Origin of the sequence: Microcoleus sp. T3_A4, assembly GCF_036700465.1 — a bacterium.
Taxonomy (GTDB): Bacteria; Cyanobacteriota; Cyanobacteriia; order Cyanobacteriales; family Microcoleaceae; genus Microcoleus.
Window position 1 is genome coordinate 17,039 of sequence record NZ_JAUBOY010000041.1, and the last position, 19,742, is coordinate 36,780.

Sequence of the window (19,742 nt, forward strand, 5' to 3'; positions counted from 1 at the left end):
GAGCCGTCCAAGCCTGTTAACACAGATCCGGAGTTTCGCACCGAAATCTTCCGGAACTTTTAGGAGCAGACATGAATCATAGAAAGTATCAGCAGAAAACCTATTTTTTCGATTAATTCACTAATTGAAAAAACCTGATAAGGAACTTCACATAAGGTCATAAGCTTGGCTGTAATGGCTTTTCATCTTTCCACATGAAAGCGGTTATATCCCCGTCTAAAAAACATTACCTAAATTCAGTTCCAATTTTTTAGGGTGCTCCTAACACACAACTTTACTTATGAAGTAAGGAGAACATCCATGAAGTTTGTAAAACTATTGCTAGCTACGGCATTAATGACTGCTTCTATCAGCCCCGCCTTGGCTAATCCTGCCGTTCAAATTTTAGGTGCAAGCTACGGCGGTAGCGGTTGCCCAGATCGCTCCGCCAGCGTCAGCGTCAGCCCAGACGGTCAAGAACTGACCATCCTATTTGACAAGTTTGCAGCCCTGGGAAATGTCTCAGCAGAAAGCCGAAAAAGCTGCAATCTGAGCATTCCCATCAAAGTACCCCAAGGCTTCCAAATTTCTATCTACGATGCTGATTATCGCGGCTACGTGGCTCCTAAAACCACAGGCAACCTGCGAGCAGAATACTTTTTCGCTGGAACCCGCGGCCCCATTTTTAATCGGAATCTCAGCGGCGAAACTAACTACAATGTTCGAGATAGCTTAGCCACTTTAGCTAATGTTTGGTCTCGCTGTGGTGACAGTGTAAATATGCGAGTAAATGCTGCAATGACAGCCCGCGGTGCTGGCATGGCCACCGTTGACTCCTTCGATTTGGCTCATCGCGGTTTAGTTTATCACGTCAAATATCGCACTTGCCGCTAAGCAGCTTGTTGAGAGTGTAGTGTGAGGTATTGTTTTCAGGTTTGAATTTTGAATTTTAAGTTTTAAGTTGGAAGAGGGGATAATTTTCCCTCTTCCTTCTTGCTTCTTCCCTCTTCCCTCTTCCCTTTTCCTTCTTCCTGACATCCGTTACATCTGATATCTTCTTGCACCATTGTCAGCAACAGGCTTTTCGGCCTGTTCCACAAAATATAAATTTTCTTGTGGAACAGGCCGAAAAGCCTGTTCATAAAAAGCTAATTGAGAATGGTGCAACATATGAGTTACATCCGTTATATCCGTTACATCCGTTACAGAATCCGTTGCCGAACTTCCTTCTTCCCTTTAAAAGACCGTCCCGTCACTTTCAATCTGAATTGGCGGCACTCCACCAGCCCTCAATTCCCCCGCAATTTTCCGCCCCGCCGCCCAAGTTCCTCCTTGCAAAATCTTCACCAGCGGCAATTGATCCGCACTCAAATGCAGCTTTTCTCGAATAGCTGCGGCAATTTTATCTAAAAGATTCACAGTGAGCGATCGCCATTCTACTATAACTTCCGAACCAGGCAAGTAACTCTGTTCAAAAATATCCGAATCTTTTGCCTGCAGCAGCCCAATATCCAAACACAAACCGCCGTTGCGGTACTCCGGCAATCCCGTTAACTCATCCAATCCGGCGACTTCTAAACCAAGTTCTTGCAGCGGTTCCAACAGCGAATAAGTCAACCACTGCGAGAGTTTGTGAAACGGCACGAATTCATCTCCCAGATTTTCTCCTGTTAAAGCCGGATGCCGCCAAACATCGCCTAAATTAACGCCACCAATTGCATATCTTCCTGGCCAAATTTCCCCAAAACCTCTCAAAACAGCGCTCAATACTTCAGTAGCATTCACAGTGTTGACTCCCGAAACCCGATCGTCTAGCAAGTATTTTGCCAAATTGCCGGGACGCGGGTTTTCGCTGCCAAATAATAATGGATGCTGGGAAATCGCAGTTCCCAAACGCTGCAATAATTCTAATCTGCCTGTTAAACCAACTAGCGGATTGTCTCGACTTACCTGAAATCCAGCAGCTAAGGCTTCTAGTTTTAATTGAGAAAGTCCGCGAGAATCAGCTTGCCAAGGAAAATCGGGATTGCTGGAAAAAACACCTTGACAAAACATCCGCAAGCTGGCTATTGCTAACCCTTCAGAACGGCGGTAAACCTGTCCGGTTTCAGGTTCGCAATACTGCCAATCTGCACCAGCACCGGCATCAAGCAAAACGCTGATAATTGCTAAATCAAATTTGATTTTAGCTTGATCTATGAGTGCAAATTCTCCTAAAACTGCATCTAATTCAGCGATTCGCGACAGGTTGCCGGCTTCAAAATGTCGCCAGCGACTGTGAAAGGGAATGTTAAAATCAGGATACTGTTGGCGCGTTGTGTCAATTACATAATTTGCTGCTTTGTCGAGTTGGGATAAATCGACGCGGAAGTAGCGAAGTTTGTCTTGGCTGGCTAAATCAAAAAGCCGATCGCACTTTTGGCGAATAGCAGCCGGCGTTCTCAGATATTCTACAGTCTCAAGTTCAATATTGTGCAACTTCATACAACCAAACAGCGGTAAACATCGTTTTCTTGAAAAAAGTCAAACTGACTGTAATCTAAAAGATTATCTAAAATCGCATTTTTATCGATTTTGATCAGCTTATATTCCCACTTAGACCCGCTGACTTCGCGTTTTATTTGATCGGAAACTATGACCGAATTTCTTTCTCTACCCGGACATACTATTTTACTTAAATCTTCCAGCCTGTCGGCTATGTGAATATCTTTTCCGTAAGTGCAAGACCGAAATATATATAAATTTCCCTTAGCAACTCCCACCGACAAGCCACAAGGTATTTGATTAGCGTCAATAAAAAGTTTCCAATTCTCGCACAGACTTTCCATTGCTGCTAAGGCTGAGTGAGCTTCCGGGAAAGTCAACAAATGCGAATCGCCAACAATACTCCGAATTGTACCGCCATATTCTTCGCAAATTGTTTTTTCAAAAGTATCAAAGTTGGTGAGCAAATATTCAACATCTTTGATAGAATTAGATTCTTGATAAGCTATAAAACCTCTCAAATCAGCTTTAATTATGGCTTGATTCTTGATGATTCGCGTTTTGTAACTTTGGTCAACTTTGTAAACTTTTTCAGGTTCGCTCATCCCTTTCAAAGAAAACTCGTTAACAAAAGACGTTTGCACTTCTGCTTTGTTGAGCGCTAGCCATGCTGCTTGGGACAAATATATCTCATCCGGCGGAGTTACTGATTCTATGCGCGCTGTTAAATTCACCGTATCGCCAAAGATATCTTTATCTTGATGCAAGACATCTCCTAATGTAATCGACACGCGAATAGCCAATCGTTCGTCGTTCGCCTTGCTAGATTGTTGCGCTCTCAATTCTTGCTGCATTTCTATGGCTGCTACCGCCGCTGCTGTGACGCTGGGAAAAATTATCCAAAATGAATCACCTTCCCCTTTGATCACGCTGCCTTCATTTCTGGCGCTAATATCTGAAACAAAAGTTTTATGCTCGTTTAACAAACTACTTAAGTCCGACTGAGATAATTTTTTGACTCTGGCGGTATATCCACAAATATCTGTTTTTACGATCACACTAGAACGCAAATTAGCCATAACCTACCCTGACTGATCAAAAACCAGCAATAAATTTCATTTAGCAAAGACGCGATTGTTCGCGTCCCATCGGTCGCGTCTTTGCCCTCTTAATCTCCTAAATCGCGTCCGATCGCTTCTGCAAGAATTGTAGCATCTGGCACAGGGTCAGGCGTGTAGTAGCCGGCGGCTTTTTTGGCGACGATTTCGACTTGTGCGTCTGCGGGAATCCAATCTTCAGGAATAGGGATGCGATCGACCACCTGAATGCCAGAATTGATAATCGCATTGTATTTCATATCGCTCATAGAAACTAAACTGTCAATGCGAGAGATCCCCAACCAGTGCAGCACGTCTGGCATTAGTTCTTGAAACCGCATATCTTGAACTCCCGCAACACATTCAGTGCGCGTAAAATAGGCATCAGCGCGATCGCCGCCTTCCTGCCGTTTTCTGGCATTGTACACCAAAAACTTAGTCACTTCCCCCAAAGCTCTCCCTTCCTTACGGAAGTAAACTATTACCCCAGAACCGCCGGATTGTGCCGTTTGGATGCAAATTTCCATCCCGTGTACCAAATAAGGGCGACAAGTGCAGATATCGGAACTGAAGACATCTGAACCGTTGCATTCATCGTGTACCCGTACCGCCAACTGCTTATCCGGGTCAGAAATATTCACGACATCGCCAATAATATAAACCGTAGTTCCGCCAATTGGTGGCAAGAAAATGTGTAAGTCTGGCCGCGTCACTAAATCCGAGAACATTCCGCCTGTTTGCTCGAACAGGACACGGCGGAGAACGCTTTCTTGGGCCCCAATCCGCCTCGCAATTCCCGGCAAATACCACACCGGATCGATCGCAACTTTAGTTACTGCTAAATTGCCACCTGCTTTGACTATTTTGCCATCAATTTGCACTCGCCCCTTAGCGATGGCATCTTGCAATTCCGGCATATTAATGTGAGCTTTAGTGACAGCAATTGTCGGTCGAATATCATATCCCTGCTGGAGAAATGAAGTATAAACTTCGCTAACCAAACCCCCAAAGGGATCGAGAGAAACAATCAAATTGCGATCGCCCCAACTCGCGTGCGGCCCGATGTGTGCGGCCGGAGAGGTGTTGGTAAAATCGGGGCGGTGATCTGCTTGGAGTGCGCCGGAAGCAACTGCTAGCGCGCGATAAACAGAGTAGGAACCCGAATGAGTGCCGATCGCATTCCGGTGAGACGATTTGGTAAGGCTGCCAATCACAGGCCCCCGTTTCAGCGGATCGATTTCTCCCCAGTGGATGGGATGAGGTTTTGTACCGGATCTGTCGGGATGGGATGTTAAAACTATATGCTTGGGTTTTGACACAGTTGTTTTTGGCTCTTGCTATGGATGCTGCTGTTAGTTGAAAGTGAAATTGCAATTTGAAGCAGTGATTTATGATACCAACAGTACACACCTCCAGGGTTGAAACAATCCCGCTACACACACACAACCTTTTCTCGGCTTGGGTTTCACGATAACAGGAGGTTTTCGTCGGATTTGATATAAGTCCAGAGTTCAATCTTTCCCAGTATAGCCAACACCAAAGCCAGCACAACTGCCAAACGCCAACTTTGAAGTTTTAAGATATGTGCGAGAAAAAAAGATTTGAGATTCTGAGCCGCCGACGTGCACTCAATCTCAAATCTCAAATCTCAAATCAAATACTTTTGGTAAAAACGTCTTAATCCAGGCTGTGAGGGTGACAGAATTCCATTATAATTCCCTCACCTTCGCCGCGCGAGTCCAATTCCTTCGCCATGCGATCAACACGTTCTTCAGAAAGGAAGAAGCGGGTAACTTTGTGCGGTACAAACCACCGATAGCGCAGCCACAAACAGATAGAGTAACGAAGGCTATCCGGCAAAGAGTATGTGTAGTTTCGCTGAATTGCCAAACCTGCCTTTTCGCCGGCTAGAGCCAAGGTTTTTGGAGTGTAACCGATCAGATTGTAAGGATAATCGGTGCTGTGCCAGCGCCAGCCCAGTTGCCGCGCGTATGGGCTGTCTGCGTTCGGTACAGCCACCCAAATGTAACCGTTTGGAGCCAGCAATTGCCTCATGCAGTCGAGTGTTTCTGCAGGCAAAGGCGTTGCTCCCAAAACGTGTGAACAGAGTATGACATCAAACTTTTCGTCAGTACCTTTTTCTGCAACGTATTCTTCTACAGTGCCAGTGAAAACATCGATACCGCATTCCCTGGCTGCTGCTGCTGCTGAGGAGCTAGGCTCAATTCCTGCCACCTCAACTCCGAGTTTTTTGAAGACTTGGATAATGGAACCTCCCCCGCATCCTACGTCTAACAGCCGCTTGCCTACAGGGATAGGAATGTGTCGGTATTCATTGAGTTTTTTGGCTTCTTTTACTACGTCTTCTTCGTCTGGTACGTAAGTATTGTAGCACTGCCAGCCCTCGGGGTAATAATCGCTCAGTTCATCCCATGTCGGGCGGGGATTTACGAATACTAAGCCACAATCTTCGCATCCGTAAACTGACCATGTAGGAGCCTCTTTAGGGTGGCGTGCTGTCCCCGCTGTGTACAGGAAGCTAATTTTTTGGGAGCTGCAAACTGGGCAATTTGTAAATTTTTGCATGGTTCAGTTTCACGATTTGTACAGTTGCTAAGGGCAGTGGAACGACCACAATTTATTACCATTAGCTGAGCTGGTAGAGTACACCCATGCAAGCAGATCGAAAACTAGGTTTATTGGCAAATCAGTGTTTGTAGATGCTCGGCTTGTTGGCGCTCGACCCCCGATCGATCGGCGCTGTACAATTTTATGTCTAAATGGTTAGACTGAGAAGGTAGCATTTGTTACCGATAAGAAAACTGACGATCAACAGACAATGATTGTCGGTAGCGTTTTTGCGGTTGCGCTAAATTCTTAGGAAAATACTAACTCACAAAATTAATGTTGCCAAGTACATCTAATTATTTGCTCAAAAATGCTCGCGTGCCCGCGTCTCTTCTAGAGATGAAATCGATCGCGCCCTCAGCTTCTACTGTGGCGACAACGGGGAGTGAGAACAATTTTTGTTTGGTGGATTTGGAAATTGCAGCAGGGACGATCACCCACATTACTCCAGCAGGTACAAAACCTGTATCCTCCTCTGGAGATATCCCAGTTATAGATTTGCAGGGCGGCTTAGTTTGGCCTTGTTTTGTGGATATGCACACCCATTTAGACAAAGGTCACATTTGGGAACGATCGCCCAATCCCGATGGAACTTTTGCCAGCGCGATCGAAGCGGTAGGCGCTGACGCTCAAAAAAACTGGAATGCAGACGATGTTTACCGGCGAATGGAGTTCGGACTAAAGTGCAGCTACGCCCACGGAACCAAGGCTATCCGCACTCACATCGACAGCGCGGGCGAACAGGGAACTGTTAGTTTGGGAGTATTGGAAGCGCTGCAAGCCGAATGGGGCGATCGGATGATCTTACAACCAGCTTCTTTGGTTTCCCTCGACTATTACCTGACACCCGCAGGCGAAAAACTAGCCGATCGCATAGCCGAAATCGGCGGTATACTCGGTGGCGTCGCCTATATGAATCCCGACTTAGACAAACAACTCGATCGAGTTTTTGCCTTAGCCAAAGAACGAAATTTAAACCTCGACTTCCACACCGACGAAAACGACGATCCAGAATCAACAACACTGCGGGAAGTCGCAAAAACCGCCATCCGCCATGAATTTGGGGGTCAAATAATCTGCGGACACTGCTGTAGTTTAGCCCGACAACCGTCAGATTTAGTAACAGAAACTCTGGAATTAGTCAAGGAAGCAAATATTGGCATTGTCAGCTTGCCGATGTGCAACCTTTACCTGCAAGACAGAGAATCTCAGCATACACCGCGCTGGCGGGGAGTGACACTGCTGCACGAACTCAAAGCAGCCGGAATTCCCGTTGCAGTTGCTAGCGACAATTGTCGCGATCCGTTTTACGGATTTGGCGACCATGATGTTTTGGAAGTTTTTAATATGGCAGTCCGTATCGCTCATTTAGATAGGCCTTATGGAGACTGGCCCTGTGCAGTGACAAAGACTCCAGCCGATTTAATGGGATTGCCAAATTTAGGACGAATTGCAGTGGGTTTACCTGCTGATTTGATTTTGTTTAAGGCGCGGAATTTCAGCGAATTGTTATCTAGAGCGCAGGGCGATCGCACAGTTTTGCGGCAGGGTATTAAAATTGATACAACTTTGCCCGATTACCGCGAACTAGACGACTTGTTAGCAACAGAAATCTGACATTTTGTACGAATATCAAGAACAGGCAAGATGCCTGTTCCACAAAAGATGAATTTTCTTTCTACTCGTTACTAGGCAGAGCCGGGGAACGAGTTAATTTAGTTTTGTGGAACGGGCCGGAGATCCCGTTTTTGACAATGGTGTAATATGTAGGTTTTAAAAAGCATTTAGCATTGGTATATTGTCAATTCGCCACTATTTTGATATAAATATAAAAGCTAATTCGAGTGAGGATGTTTTAAGTGAAAGCAGTTATTTTATTGTCGGGAGGGCTGGATTCCTCAACAGTTTTGTATCAAGCCAAAGCCGACGGCTGCGAGTGTTACGCTATTTCCTTTGACTACAAGCAAAGACATCGGCGGGAGTTGGAATCAGCAAGGGCGATCGCACTTTCGGCAGGTGTTAAGGCGCATCAGGTGGTAAACTTTGACCTAACGCTGTGGGGCGGTTCGGCTTTGACGGATAATGAGATGGAATTGCCGATCGATCGTAATCTTGCAGAAATGTCTCAAAACATCCCAATTACCTACGTTCCAGCTAGAAATACAATCTTTCTCAGCTTTGCCCTCGCCTACGCAGAAACCCTAGAAGCCGATCGCATTTACATCGGTGTCAACGCTTTAGATTATTCTGGATATCCCGACTGTCGCCTCGATTACATCCAAGCCATGCAGGAAGTATTTCGGTTAGGAACCAAGCAGGGTAGAGAAGGAAATTTTATTAAAATTGTAACACCTTTGATCGAACTTAAAAAAACAGAAATTATTCAATTAGGCAACAAATTAGGAGTACCTTGGGAGCAAACTTGGTCTTGCTATGCAGGCGGGGAAAATGCCTGCGGCGTTTGCGATTCTTGTCGGCTGAGGCTGGCGGCTTTTGAGGAATTGGAATTGAAAGATCCGGTGTCTTACGCTTAAACAGTATTCCGACTCGGCGGTTGAAAGCGATCCTCCATAAACTCTCGTCCCTCTCTAAAAAACTCAAGAATAAACGGGGTTGCTAACTCAGATTTGGGAGAAAAAGTTGCGCTATTTTGAGCGCCCTTTTCATCCAAATCTTAATGAGAAAATTTTGCCACACTACTCACCCCGCTATTCTTTCGCCCTTTCCCCACAACTTCCTCATCCGCTGCTGCAACTTCACCTAAAGCTCGATCGCCCGCCGCCTCTGACAACAAGTGAATTTGAATTTGATCCAACCGCGGCCCGCACACAGAAACAACCGTAAGTTCCACATTTTCTCCGCGCCAAACTTCCCCCACTGCCGGCATTCTTTGCAACTGATAACTCAGAAAACCTCCGATTGTCTGATATTCGTCAGTTACTGGCAGATCCACATTCAATATTTGATTCACATCATCTAAATTTAACTGCGCTTGAACTAAATAAGTGCGATCGTCCAATACTTGCAAAGCAATTTCTTTACTGTCGGGCGACTCGTAGCTGCGGCCGATAATTTCGGCAATCAAATCCCTCAGCGTCACTAAACCGGAAATGCCACCAAATTCATCAACTACGATCGCAATTTCTTCCGACGAACTTTGCATCAAAGGCAGCAGTTCCCCCAGCAGCATCATCTCTGGCACAAACCTCACCGAACCCATCCAAGGTAAAATTGGCGTGTCGGGAGATAGCAAACCTTCAGCTAGGGGTTTTGCAAGTTGTTTGAAGCCAATAATCCCAATAATGTCGTCTAAAGAATCTCCCGTCACGGGATAGCGGGAATGGTGAGAAATAGCCATTTCGTCGAGCAAAGTTTGAAAGGTTGCTGTCTTGGGAAGTGCGACAATGCTAGGCCTCGGCACCATTACTTCTTCTACCCAAACTTCGCCAAATTCAAACACGTTGTTGAGCAATTCTCGCTTTTCTGCTTCCAAGCCGCTGGATTCGCTGGAAGTAGCTATAATTAATTGCAGTTCTTCGGGAGTAACCGGGCGATGCCTTAGATCGTATTCGATGCCCGCAAACCGCAAGAGCGATCGAGTAGATTGATTGAGAAACGACACAAAGGGCTTGAACACACGGGCAATCAATAAACTCGGAGGCCCTAAACTTCTGGCTAGTTGTTCGGAATGCAGCAACGCTACAGATTTGGGAAAAAGTTCGCCCAGTACGATTTGCACGTAAGCTAGCAACAAAAAAGTTACTATTGATATGCTAAAAGAATGGGCGATCGCCGACTTGATGTAAATTGGCAGTGGCAAATAGCCGATCGACATTCGGACTAGCACGGCGATCGTACTTTCCCCAATCCAGCCGATAGCTAAACTAGAAAGAGTGATTCCCAACTGCATTGTTGAGAGCAATCGCTCGATACTTTGCTGCAAAGATTGCACAGTTAAAGCTGCAACGTCGCCAGCATCCACTAACTGATTGATGCGCGATCGGCGTACCGTCACCATCGAAAACTCAGCCGCCACAAAAAAAGCATTGATCGCAATCAGCAACAGCACTGACAGCAACCGCGACAGCACCTCTGTCCAACTCATCGCGGGTAAATCAGATATCTCCTGCACTCTCGCCCCTAAAAGTGACACAATGCTCCCTAAAAAAACTTTCTCGATCAAACGTGAGAATCCCTTTCGAGGTTTTGCTCCTTTTGTTTTACTTCGCCACTGGAATGCCAGATATTTGCAACTGAAGTTTTTGACCTGGATAATCTGTCAGCGTCAGTGAAACTTCTTTAGCGTTTTCCAGCAAAGCTGTGGGAATACTCACCGTACCGTAAAACACCTGCCCGTTGGGGGGCAGTTCCGACGGCAAATCCTCGGCAGTCGCGCTCAGGGCCCGGCCACGATCGTCAGTGACGTTCAAGAAACTGTAGAGAAACCTCACAGCTTGCGACCCTTCATTTTTCATGCTCACGTCTAGCAGCATGGAATTGTTGCGCTGACTGGCCGCGCTCACTTCCAGGGTTATTCCTCCGTCGCGACTGTTCAGGGGAAACTTGGCGCTAGCATTTTGTGCAGCCGGTTTTTTGGCCGCGGCTGGTTTAGAGCTTGCCTTCTCTGTTTTAGTATTTGCCCCGGCCGTTTTTTCGGGATCGCGACCTTCTACCCGTGCTTTGACGGTTGTGAGAATGTCTTTTTCTTTCAAAATGCTCACTTGGTCTTTACTAGCCGTCTTTCCAGGCTTGCCGCTGCCAGCATTGTTGCTGGGACGAACATCGGGTTGAGTCGTTCCTTGCAAGGCTTCGCGACCTATAGTAAATCCCCAAACAGAACTCGTCACGCCTGCTCCAAACATGAGAGCGAGCAGAATTAGAGTCAGAACTACCGTCGAATTCACTGCCATTGCCTATAAGTTTATGCCGAGTCCTAGAAACTGCTTTGCCCGGTCGATCGGCTTGCCTAACATTGGCTAACAGGCGATCGGGACTCAGCAGATCTAAAGATTTTGATTTTTGTTCTCTAGTTCTAGCACGGACTGAGAAATTATGTTATAATTCATTTTCAGTTAGGTCGAACAAATCGATTTAACGGCAGTTGGCCGAGCGGTTTAGGCAGCGAACTCATAATTCGCCCCAGGCAGGTTCAACTCCTGCACTGCCGATTTAAAATCAATCACGACGCTCCCCCCGTGAACCCAAAACCGGGTTGCTTCCCTCGACGCATGGGAGGCGAGAAACCTGGTTTCTCCGAATTTTTACGTTGAGTAACGATAAATATACGTAGAAACCAGGTTTCTGAGGTCGCAAGTGCGATCGCTGCAAACTAGACATTCGATCGATCGACTCCTTGTGGAGATATCTTGGCTCCGCGCGCGTCGATCGCACTTGCGACCTCAGAAAATTATGATTCCGATGCCAACGGAAACGATAAGTAGATCCACCTAATTAAACGAAAAATACGGATCGCGCTCAAGCTTGCTGTGTAAGTCTTCTTCCTTCTTCCTTCTTCCTTCTTCCTTCTTCCTTCTTCCTTCTTCCTTCTTCCTTCTACTTATCAACCCTTAATTAACTCCACTCCGTCGCGCCCGTCCAGATCTTGAACGTAAACCTTAACTTGTTCTTCCTTTGCAGTCGGCAACTTTTTACCCGTAAAATCCGGCTGAATCGGTACTTCTCGGTGGCCACGATCGACTAATACCGCTAACCAAATTTTCTCCGGCCGCCCGTAATCGTTTACCGCATTCAAAGCCGCTCGACTCGTTCTGCCTTTATATATAACGTCATCTACCAACACCACAGTTTTGCCCGTTAAATCGAAAGGAATTTCGGTTTTAGCCGGTGTCCGCATCGCAACTCGATCCAAGTCATCTCGGTAAAAGGTAATATCCAAAGCGCCCACGGGTACTTTGACTTGTTCGAGGACTTCAATTTGATCTGCCAAAATTTGAGCTAAAGGCACTCCTCTACTATGAATGCCCAACAGCACTAACTCCGAGGGATTCCCTGATTTTTCGACAATCTGGGAAGCGACGCGGGTGAGAGTGCGCCTCACTTCATCAGGGGATAAAATTTCGATAATTTTAGTCATGGGTTGCTGCGAGCTAATTGTTGGCTGTTGGCATATCGAACAATTGGAGATTTGAGATTTGAGATTTGAGATTGACTTGACAGAGGAATCTGGGGGTTTGAACAAAGGTCAAAACTTTTTTTTGCTTTTGTCGGTGGCTGATCTCTGTCTTCTGCTGGACTTAGCCCGAATGGATGAAAAGCAGATGCTGCGATTGCTTGCAAGCGGGCGAACAATGACAGAAATACGTTATTTATGTCTCCTGGACTGTTCGGGTGAGGTCATCAGTTAGCGGCTCAAACATAAGAAGGTATAAAAAAGCAATGATAGTCCCAACCAAATCAGAAAGCAATACCGAGTTAATTGCAATGCTTGGCAAATTAGCGGCGCTGTGATAGGGTGATCCGGCTCGCCTAACAGCGGTTTGTGTTTGAGAACTCCGCGATAGGAATTAGTACCTCCTAGTTGTACTCCCAAGATGGCGGCGTAAACGCACTCGCTCCAACCGGAATTGGGGCTGGCATCTTTAACAGCATCTCTCTGACAAATTTGCCAAATGTAAATCGGTTTGCCCGATATAACGGCTAAAGTAATCACTGTTAGCCGACAAGGAATCCACGTCAGCACGTCTTCTAGTTTGGCGCTAAACCATCCTAAATCTGTGTATGGGGCTTCTTTGTAGCCGATCGTAGAATCTAATGTGCTGGCTGCTTTGTAAGCGATCGCCAAGGGGACTATAGCAGTCGCCCACATCGAGTTAGGATCGATCGGCGAACCGGTAACACTTAATAATAGATGCGGCAGAGCGAACCCAAGTAAGGCATAAAATAGCGGTGCTGTCACGCCATCGACTGCATTCTCTGTTACAGTTTCTAACAATGCTCGCAGAATTTCTGGCTCGGATAAGTTTTCGGTATCCCGGCCGACGTAAAGGCTCAACCTTTCTCGCGCCTTGACTAAATCTCCAACATTTAAAGGTGCTAGCACATCCTCTGCAGCCGCCCTCAAACTGCGACCGGCAAAACAGCTTGCCAGCAAAATGGTCTGTATGGCAATACCTAAAAGAGGATGTACCCAACTAGCAGCTTGGGCGATCGACCAACTGACAGTATAACTGCCTACAATCAGCCCGATCGCTAGTATTGTACCAGCACATCGTAGCAGCAGTTTGTGCCGCTCGCCAGCGGGACGATTCTCTGCTTCAGGCATTTTGCCTGCGGGATTATTCCATATATTAAAGACAAGTCGAGTATAGCGGTCGATCGCCCAACCCATCGCCTGCACCGGATGTGGCCAACCCCAAGGATCGCCGATCGAATAATCCAACACCGCAGCTAAAATCAAAACAGGAAATTCATCCGGCATCATTATATATTTTGTCAAACTTGATAGTCCGTCCGACCAGGAGCGATCGCAATGGTAGCGCAGGTTTTAACTGCTGCTACCTTTGGGGACTTTAATTTTTTAGCAGCAATTTTAACTGCTGAGATTACTTTCGTCGCGGAGCAAGTGTACGTTCTCCTCCCAATTAACACCGTCAAAGGGTAGTATCTGAAAGTGTTTGATGGCATCGTCGTCAAGACAGCGGACGTTGACATCGAAATGATCGGGATGCGATCGGGGGCGATAGAACGAGTGAATGCCGCAAATTCCGCAGAAAGTATGTTGAGCAGTTCCTGTATTAAATGTATAGGTGGTCAAAACATCTTGGCCACTGAGCAAGGTAAAACGTTCCGGCGGCACAATGAGGTGCAAAAATCCCTTCTTTTTGCAGATAGAGCAGTTGCAATCTGATGCTTCGTGTTTGTCAACGGCGACACGGAAGCGGACAGCTCCGCAGTGACAGCCACCAAAGTAAGTAACAAGTGTTGCGTCCATGTGTGCTTGCTGGCGATCGAATGAATGAACTTACCATTTAAATGATAAAGCTAGTTTCTTCCCCAAGAGCCGCTTGCCAACTGCGGACATCATAGTATAAGTCTTCGAGGGAAATACTGTACAGCGCTTCGGCAAGTTTTTTGTGCAATCGGTTCCACAAACTGAATGTTACCCAGTCCTCTGCTTGCGTCGCGTCGGGAAAATGTCGAGGTAAAGGTTCAATAGTTTCACCTACAGCCTCTAAGATTTGTCCTAAAGAGATTTGAGCCGGCTGGCGGGCCAATTGATATCCTCCTTGGGAACCCCGAACAGATTGGACTAAACCGGCTCGTCGCATTTCAATCAGCAATTTTTCTAGATACGGAGCAGGTAACTCCTGTCGCTTCGCTATCGATTTCACCGATGTCGGGCCATAGCGAGGTTGCAAACTTAGATCCAGTAATGCTTTGACACTGTAGTGTCCGCGTGTGGTTAACTTCATGGGATTTTAAGAGCGGGGCAAATATTCAGCTAGCTGATAGCTGATAGCTTATGCTACCGAGTTTAGAGATTGCTCGCATCGGTTGCAGCTACTCCTCAAGAAATACTGCAGGTTGTTAAAAATATTTAGATAATAGTGGTTAACAATTGAGCCGATCGGTGTAATATAGTTTTACGACCAGCTATAAAGCTAAAGTTTCTTGGTCAAACCAAAAACCAACCGAGAAAAAATCCGTACACCAGTTGAATATTTCAGGACTCAGTAAATGGCTAAAAAGAAAAATATCGAACCCCTTGAAGGCGAAGATCTGATCAAAAAGGTCAAAGACCTAGAGAACCTTACCAAGGAAGAAAAAGCTAGAGCCTGTGGCTACTACACCGTTACCAAGAACGGCGTAGAACGGGTCAACATGATGAAATTCCTGAATGCGCTGATTGATGCAGAAGGCATTCAGCTAGACGGGAAGCAAAACGGCAATGGACGTGGCGGACGCTCTGCCAGCTATCGGATTAGCGTTCAATCTAACGGCAACTTACTGATTGGAGCTGCCTACACCAAACAGATGGAACTCCAGCCAGGAGATGAATTTGAAATCTCTCTGGGACGCAAGCACATTCACCTGCGCCAAATTGATCGAGAAGAAGAAGTAGCCTAGGCCTTTACGACTTGCTTTGACTTCTTGCTTGAACAGGTTGGTTTGACTTCAAGCATTGACTGCAAGCAGACAATTGGCTCTGAAATCTTTCTGTGAGCCTCAAACAGTATGGCTTCTATAGATGGCAATGGCTCGACAACAGCCACTGCCACTACTTTATATTTTCCGAGAATACCTATTCTCGCCCCTCGCTCTATCCGTTTGGACAAGCGGGGGATTTTCCGCGTAGCTGTTAAAGAGAAGTTCGGCAACGGATTGTGCTACCGGATGTAATGGATGTAAGGCATGGATGTTCACCAAGGGATTGTATAGCGGATTTAACGGATGAATGTTGAGTTTCGATGGTCGAGGTTCCAGGCAAGAAGCAGGTTTGGTTGAGCTAGGAAACTCACGAAAGCAAGAAAATGGCGGAGGTATTCTCAGCTAACAGTGCGTCATACCCGTTGAAAACAAGAGTGCAACTGTAGCGAAGCTCGAAAGCAAGAGCTTCATCATTCATTCGGAATTATTTAATCTAAAATCTAAAATCTAAAATCTAAAATTGTATAAGTCTCGTGCTTGCTCCTGATTTGTGTCTGTATGCGAGGGGTTTTGAGGGCAAGGAAACACCTCGATCGCCCGTGAGTGAAATTACAGGCTGGAACAGTTAAAGTGTTAGGGAGCAATTAGTCATCAGCCTATGCCGTTGCCCCGATTCGCGAGTAAAACTTCTCAACACCAAACAAAAATCTCCCTGCGTCGCCTTCTAGTTGCCTCTTTTGTGCTGCAAATTGTCGCCGTAGTCGGGATTGTCGGGTATCTGTCCTTTCGCAACGGAGACAAAGCAGTCGAAGAACTCGCCGATAAATTGATCGCGGAGACGGGAAAGAGAGTTGAAGAAAAGCTGATTTCTTTTCTCGAACCTACCCAGTGGGTAAATAAACTTAACGCTGAAGCGATCGAGCGCGGTGAATTAAACTTACAGTTAGAAAAGCCGCAGCCTCGGGGAGAGAAGTTCCTTTGGCAGCAAATGCGATCTTTTAAAAGCATTCAATGGATATCCTTCGGTGCTGCAAAATCAGGAGAATATCTCGGCATTTGGCGCAACCCCACGGATAACAGCTTGCAAATTGTCGCGGCGAACAAGTCTAGCAAGTCTCAGAACATATACTACGCTACAGACGGCCTAGGAACTCGCACCGCTAAATTAAAGGTAGAACCCGGAACCTACGATGCCCGTCTCCGCCCCTGGTACAAAGAAGCTGTCGCAGCTAACAAACCGATTTGGACGAGCATTTATCCAGGTTTTACTCCTGGGACTGTTTTTATTGCTGCCAGCCAACCGATTCGCGATCGAAATGGTAAATTGCTGGGAGTTAGTGCAGTAAACTTTTCGCTCTTGGAACTTCAGCAATATCTCCATCGCATCAAGTTTAGCAAAACGGGACAAATTTTCGCGATCGAACGATCGGGCTTGCTGGTTGCCAGTTCGAGTCAAGAATCACCCTTTAGAAAGATGTCGGGAAAGCAGCAACTGCAGCGGGTGAATGTTTTAGACAGCCAAACTCCTGTCATTCGCACCGCAGCTAAATATTTGTACCAACACTTCGGGGGCTTTGGCGACATTAAGCAGCGGCAGCAACTGAAATTTAGCCGAGACGGGCAGGAATATTTTGTGGAAGTGCTGCCGTTTTCTGATGTTTACGGTTTGAACTGGCTGATTGCGATCGCAGTTCCCGAATCCGATTTCATGGGGCAAATTAACAAAAATACGCGCACTACAATTTTACTTTGTTTGGTGGCGCTACTGCTATCGACAATTGCTGGAGTGCTGACAGCGAGGTGGGTAACGCTGCCGCTGCTGCGGCTCAACGAAGCAGCTAAAGATATTGCCGCCAGAGACTTCGATCGCGCTGTTAGTGTCAGTAGGCTGGAGGAAGTCGGCGAATTAGCCGAGTCTTTCAACGAAATGGCAGCTCAACTGAAACAGTCTTTTCAAGCTTTGGCAGAAAGTGAAGAAAAATTTGCCCAACTGGTAGAAAATTTGCCTGTTGGAGTCTCGGCGATGACTCCGGGCGGCGCAGTTATTTTCATGAATTCGGCGGGTGAGCAGATATTGGGTAGGGGAGAAATGCCCGATGCTACTGCAACAGAGCTAGCAGAAGCTTATCAAACTTATATAACAGGAACCGATCAACTTTACCCGGCCGATCAAATGCCGTTTGCACGGGCGTTGAGTGGCTTCGAGGTGATTGCGGAAGATATGGATATTCGCCGAGACGGGAAAAATATTCGTTTGGAAGTGCGAGCACTGCCGGTGTTTGACGGTGCGGGGAATATCCTTTATGTTCTTACTGTTTTTAAAGATATTACGGCTCGCAAACAGGCAGAGCAAATATTGGCTGACTACAACCGTACTCTGGAAATTGAAGTAGTCGATCGCACGATCGAGCTAGCCTCGATCAATGCCCGCTTGCAGCTCGAAATTGAGGAACGCAAGCAAGCTGAAAAAATTATCCGTCAAGAGCGCGACTTTAACTTAAAGATTATCGAAAATTCTCCGATTTTTTTTGTGGCGATCGACTCTGAGGGTAAAATCCTGCTGGCGAATAACAGTATCCTGGAAGCGGTGGGCTATACTGCCACAGAAGTTGTAGGCAAGGATTACTTAGCGACATTTGTACCCCCAAGCGATCGAGCCGGATTACATTCAATTTTTACGGGCGTAACAGCGCGGGAGCAAACGGTTAACGAACATCGCATTCTCACTTCTGACGATCGGACTTTGTTAGTCGAGTGGCACGGCACACCGGTTCTCGACGAAGGTGGCCGCCTGGATTTCTTGTTTGGATTTGGGATTGATATTGGCGAGCGCAAACAAGCACAATTAGCCTTGCAAAAAAGCGAAGCTCTGTTTCACAAATTAGCGAGCACTGTTCCCGGAGAACTTTACATATTCGTGCAGCATCCCGACGGCTCAGTCAAGATGGAATATATCAGTCCTCGATGCCGAGAAATTCAAGAATTAGAGCCGGAGGAAATCCTGAACAACTCTGCTTTACTCTACGAACAAATGCACCCGGACGATCGATCCAGTCACTTCGAGGCAATTGTCAAAAGTGCCACTGATCTAGAACTATTTTCCCACGAGTGGCGGATTGTGACAGCATCGGGAAAACTCAAATGGCTGCAAGGTTATTCTCGACCAGAATTGCGCGAAAATGGAGATATTGTCTGGCACGGCATAATCATTGATACGAGCGATCGCAAACAAGCAGAACAAGAACTCAAACAAGCCAAAGAAGCCGCAGAAGTTGCCAACAAAACTAAAAGCATCTTTCTCGCCAACATGAGCCACGAATTGCGAACCCCCCTCAACGCCATTCTCGGCTTCGCTCAATTAATGGAACCCAGCGCTAATTTAACTTTGCCGGAAAAAGAAAATATCACAATTATTCGCCGCAGCGGAGAGCACCTGCTTCAGGTGATCAATCAAATCTTAGACTTATCTAAAATTGAAGCTGGGCGCATGACACTCAACGCCAAACTTTTTGACTTGTACCGCTTGCTGGGGGACGTGCAAAATATGTTCCAAATTCCGGCAAAAAATAAAGGATTGCAATTAATTATTGACTGCTCTCCCGATGTTTCCCAATACGTGGAATGTGATGATATTAAGTTGCGACAAGTGCTGATTAATTTATTAGATAATGCGGTTAAATTTACCGAAACTGGTTCAATTTCAGTCACAGTAGGGCAAAAGCAATCAGGAATAATTAAGCCTACAACAAACGCTGTTTTAAATGTTGGAAAACCTCAAAAAACAGTTTTTATTTGCTTTGAAATCTCCGATACAGGAGTGGGAATTCCCCCGGAACAATTAGAAAGCATATTTGAATTATTGGTGCAAACTTCATCCGAAAAGAAAGTTCAAACAGGTACGGGTTTAGGATTAAACATCAGCCGCGAGTTCATAAGATTAATGGGCGGCGACATTACCGTCGAGAGCGAAGTGGGACACGGTACAGTCTTCAAGTTTGACATTCCAGTTGTTATCGCAGCGGGTGCTGGTGAAGTCATCAATAAATATGTTGAAGTTAATGATTTATCGAAGAGTTCAAGTATGGTACAAGAAAAACTATCTGATAGTGCTGCAATATTTACGCTGAACTCCAAGCCGAAAGTTTCCCCAGAATGGACGATCAATCTAAAACAGGCAGTTCGTGAGGCTGACTTCGACTTGATTGCCACAACTATTGAGGAAATCGGCAGCGATAATGATGTTTTTGCGGAAGTTCTGAGGAATCATCTATATAATTTTGATTATCAAAAAATACTAGATTTGATTGCTGAAATTGAGCTGTAGATTGCTGAGTTTTCGGGTGCGGCTAAGCTCACCTTATCTATAAACTAGCTGTTCTGCATTGATGCTCCCAGAACAGTTATTTGAGCGACTGCCACAATAGTCATGATAGGGCATAAAATCCT

General features: G+C 46.1%; 17 protein-coding genes and 1 tRNA gene. 7 read left to right on the top strand and 11 right to left on the bottom strand.

All coding sequences use genetic code 11. The features are described 5' to 3' along the window. The first annotated feature begins 300 nt into the window (after positions 1-300). On the top strand, positions 301-873 hold the full coding sequence (locus QUA07_RS21780) for a DUF4360 domain-containing protein (RefSeq protein WP_333329112.1): 573 nt from the start codon (positions 301-303) through the stop codon (positions 871-873). A gap of 62 nt (positions 874-935) precedes the next feature. Here QUA07_RS21780 and QUA07_RS21785 read toward each other — a convergent pair whose 3' ends face one another. The 5 genes from QUA07_RS21785 to QUA07_RS21805 form a co-directional block, all read right to left on the bottom strand. After that, on the bottom strand, positions 936-1,121 hold the full coding sequence (locus tag QUA07_RS21785) for a hypothetical protein (RefSeq protein WP_333329116.1): 186 nt from the start codon (positions 1,119-1,121) through the stop codon (positions 936-938). A gap of 94 nt (positions 1,122-1,215) precedes the next feature. Continuing rightward, on the bottom strand, positions 1,216-2,463 hold the full coding sequence (locus tag QUA07_RS21790; RefSeq protein WP_333329119.1) for a URC4/urg3 family protein: 1,248 nt from the start codon (positions 2,461-2,463) through the stop codon (positions 1,216-1,218). Next, positions 2,460-3,542: an adenylate/guanylate cyclase domain-containing protein gene (locus QUA07_RS21795; protein ID WP_333055017.1), complete on the bottom strand. Its 1,083-nt coding sequence runs from the start codon at positions 3,540-3,542 to the stop codon at positions 2,460-2,462. The genes QUA07_RS21790 and QUA07_RS21795 overlap by 4 nt, the downstream gene beginning before the upstream one ends. 89 nt (positions 3,543-3,631) lie before the next feature. Next, entirely contained in the window at positions 3,632-4,879 is a 1,248-nt protein-coding gene (locus QUA07_RS21800) for a GTP cyclohydrolase II (protein ID WP_333329123.1), read from the bottom strand. A 358-nt stretch (positions 4,880-5,237) separates the two neighbouring features. Next, the gene (locus QUA07_RS21805; protein WP_333329126.1) at positions 5,238-6,146 is read right to left on the bottom strand and encodes a class I SAM-dependent methyltransferase; all 909 of its coding nucleotides are present in this window, start codon (positions 6,144-6,146) and stop codon (positions 5,238-5,240) included. Positions 6,147-6,464: 318 nt separating this feature from the next. On the opposite strand from QUA07_RS21805, the gene QUA07_RS21810 reads away from it, so the two are divergent. Next, positions 6,465-7,805 (top strand): cytosine deaminase, encoded by a 1,341-nt coding sequence (locus QUA07_RS21810; RefSeq protein WP_333329128.1) that lies wholly within the window; start codon positions 6,465-6,467, stop codon positions 7,803-7,805. A gap of 242 nt (positions 7,806-8,047) precedes the next feature. After that, on the top strand, positions 8,048-8,722 hold the full coding sequence (gene queC / locus QUA07_RS21815) for a 7-cyano-7-deazaguanine synthase QueC (protein WP_333329131.1): 675 nt from the start codon (positions 8,048-8,050) through the stop codon (positions 8,720-8,722). Positions 8,723-8,862: 140 nt separating this feature from the next. On the opposite strand, the gene QUA07_RS21820 is transcribed toward queC, so the two are convergent. Both QUA07_RS21820 and QUA07_RS21825 read right to left on the bottom strand, forming a co-directional pair. Further along, positions 8,863-10,293, bottom strand: a complete 1,431-nt coding sequence (locus QUA07_RS21820) for a hemolysin family protein (protein WP_333329205.1) — start codon at positions 10,291-10,293, stop codon at positions 8,863-8,865. 115 nt (positions 10,294-10,408) lie between these two features. Then, positions 10,409-11,098 carry a hypothetical protein gene (locus QUA07_RS21825; RefSeq protein WP_333083996.1) on the bottom strand — a complete coding sequence of 230 codons (690 nt, stop codon included), beginning with the start codon at positions 11,096-11,098 and terminating at the stop codon, positions 10,409-10,411. Positions 11,099-11,283: 185 nt separating this feature from the next. On the opposite strand from QUA07_RS21825, the gene QUA07_RS21830 reads away from it, so the two are divergent. Continuing rightward, positions 11,284-11,356, top strand: a tRNA-Ile gene (locus QUA07_RS21830). A gap of 392 nt (positions 11,357-11,748) precedes the next feature. On the opposite strand, the gene pyrR is transcribed toward QUA07_RS21830, so the two are convergent. From pyrR to QUA07_RS21850, 4 genes are all read right to left on the bottom strand, one after another. Further along, positions 11,749-12,282 (bottom strand): bifunctional pyr operon transcriptional regulator/uracil phosphoribosyltransferase PyrR, encoded by a 534-nt coding sequence (gene pyrR / locus QUA07_RS21835; RefSeq protein ID WP_333083995.1) that lies wholly within the window; start codon positions 12,280-12,282, stop codon positions 11,749-11,751. Between the two features lie 267 nt (positions 12,283-12,549). Continuing rightward, positions 12,550-13,629, bottom strand: coding sequence for an adenosylcobinamide-phosphate synthase CbiB (gene cbiB / locus QUA07_RS21840; RefSeq protein WP_333329208.1), 1,080 nt, complete (start codon positions 13,627-13,629; stop codon positions 12,550-12,552). Positions 13,630-13,737: 108 nt separating this feature from the next. Beyond that, on the bottom strand, positions 13,738-14,139 hold the full coding sequence (locus tag QUA07_RS21845) for a GFA family protein (protein ID WP_333329136.1): 402 nt from the start codon (positions 14,137-14,139) through the stop codon (positions 13,738-13,740). A 37-nt stretch (positions 14,140-14,176) separates the two neighbouring features. After that, positions 14,177-14,620: an Rrf2 family transcriptional regulator gene (locus tag QUA07_RS21850; protein ID WP_333077293.1), complete on the bottom strand. Its 444-nt coding sequence runs from the start codon at positions 14,618-14,620 to the stop codon at positions 14,177-14,179. A gap of 265 nt (positions 14,621-14,885) precedes the next feature. On the opposite strand from QUA07_RS21850, the gene QUA07_RS21855 reads away from it, so the two are divergent. The 3 genes from QUA07_RS21855 to QUA07_RS21865 all read left to right on the top strand — a co-directional run bounded on the left by QUA07_RS21855 (position 14,886) and on the right by QUA07_RS21865 (position 19,620). Next, on the top strand, positions 14,886-15,275 hold the full coding sequence (locus QUA07_RS21855) for an AbrB family transcriptional regulator (RefSeq protein ID WP_333060228.1): 390 nt from the start codon (positions 14,886-14,888) through the stop codon (positions 15,273-15,275). A 108-nt stretch (positions 15,276-15,383) separates the two neighbouring features. Further along, positions 15,384-15,548 (top strand): hypothetical protein, encoded by a 165-nt coding sequence (locus tag QUA07_RS21860; RefSeq protein WP_333215706.1) that lies wholly within the window; start codon positions 15,384-15,386, stop codon positions 15,546-15,548. A 406-nt stretch (positions 15,549-15,954) separates the two neighbouring features. Continuing rightward, positions 15,955-19,620 (top strand): PAS domain S-box protein, encoded by a 3,666-nt coding sequence (locus tag QUA07_RS21865; protein WP_333329139.1) that lies wholly within the window; start codon positions 15,955-15,957, stop codon positions 19,618-19,620. The last annotated feature ends 122 nt before the right edge of the window (positions 19,621-19,742 follow it).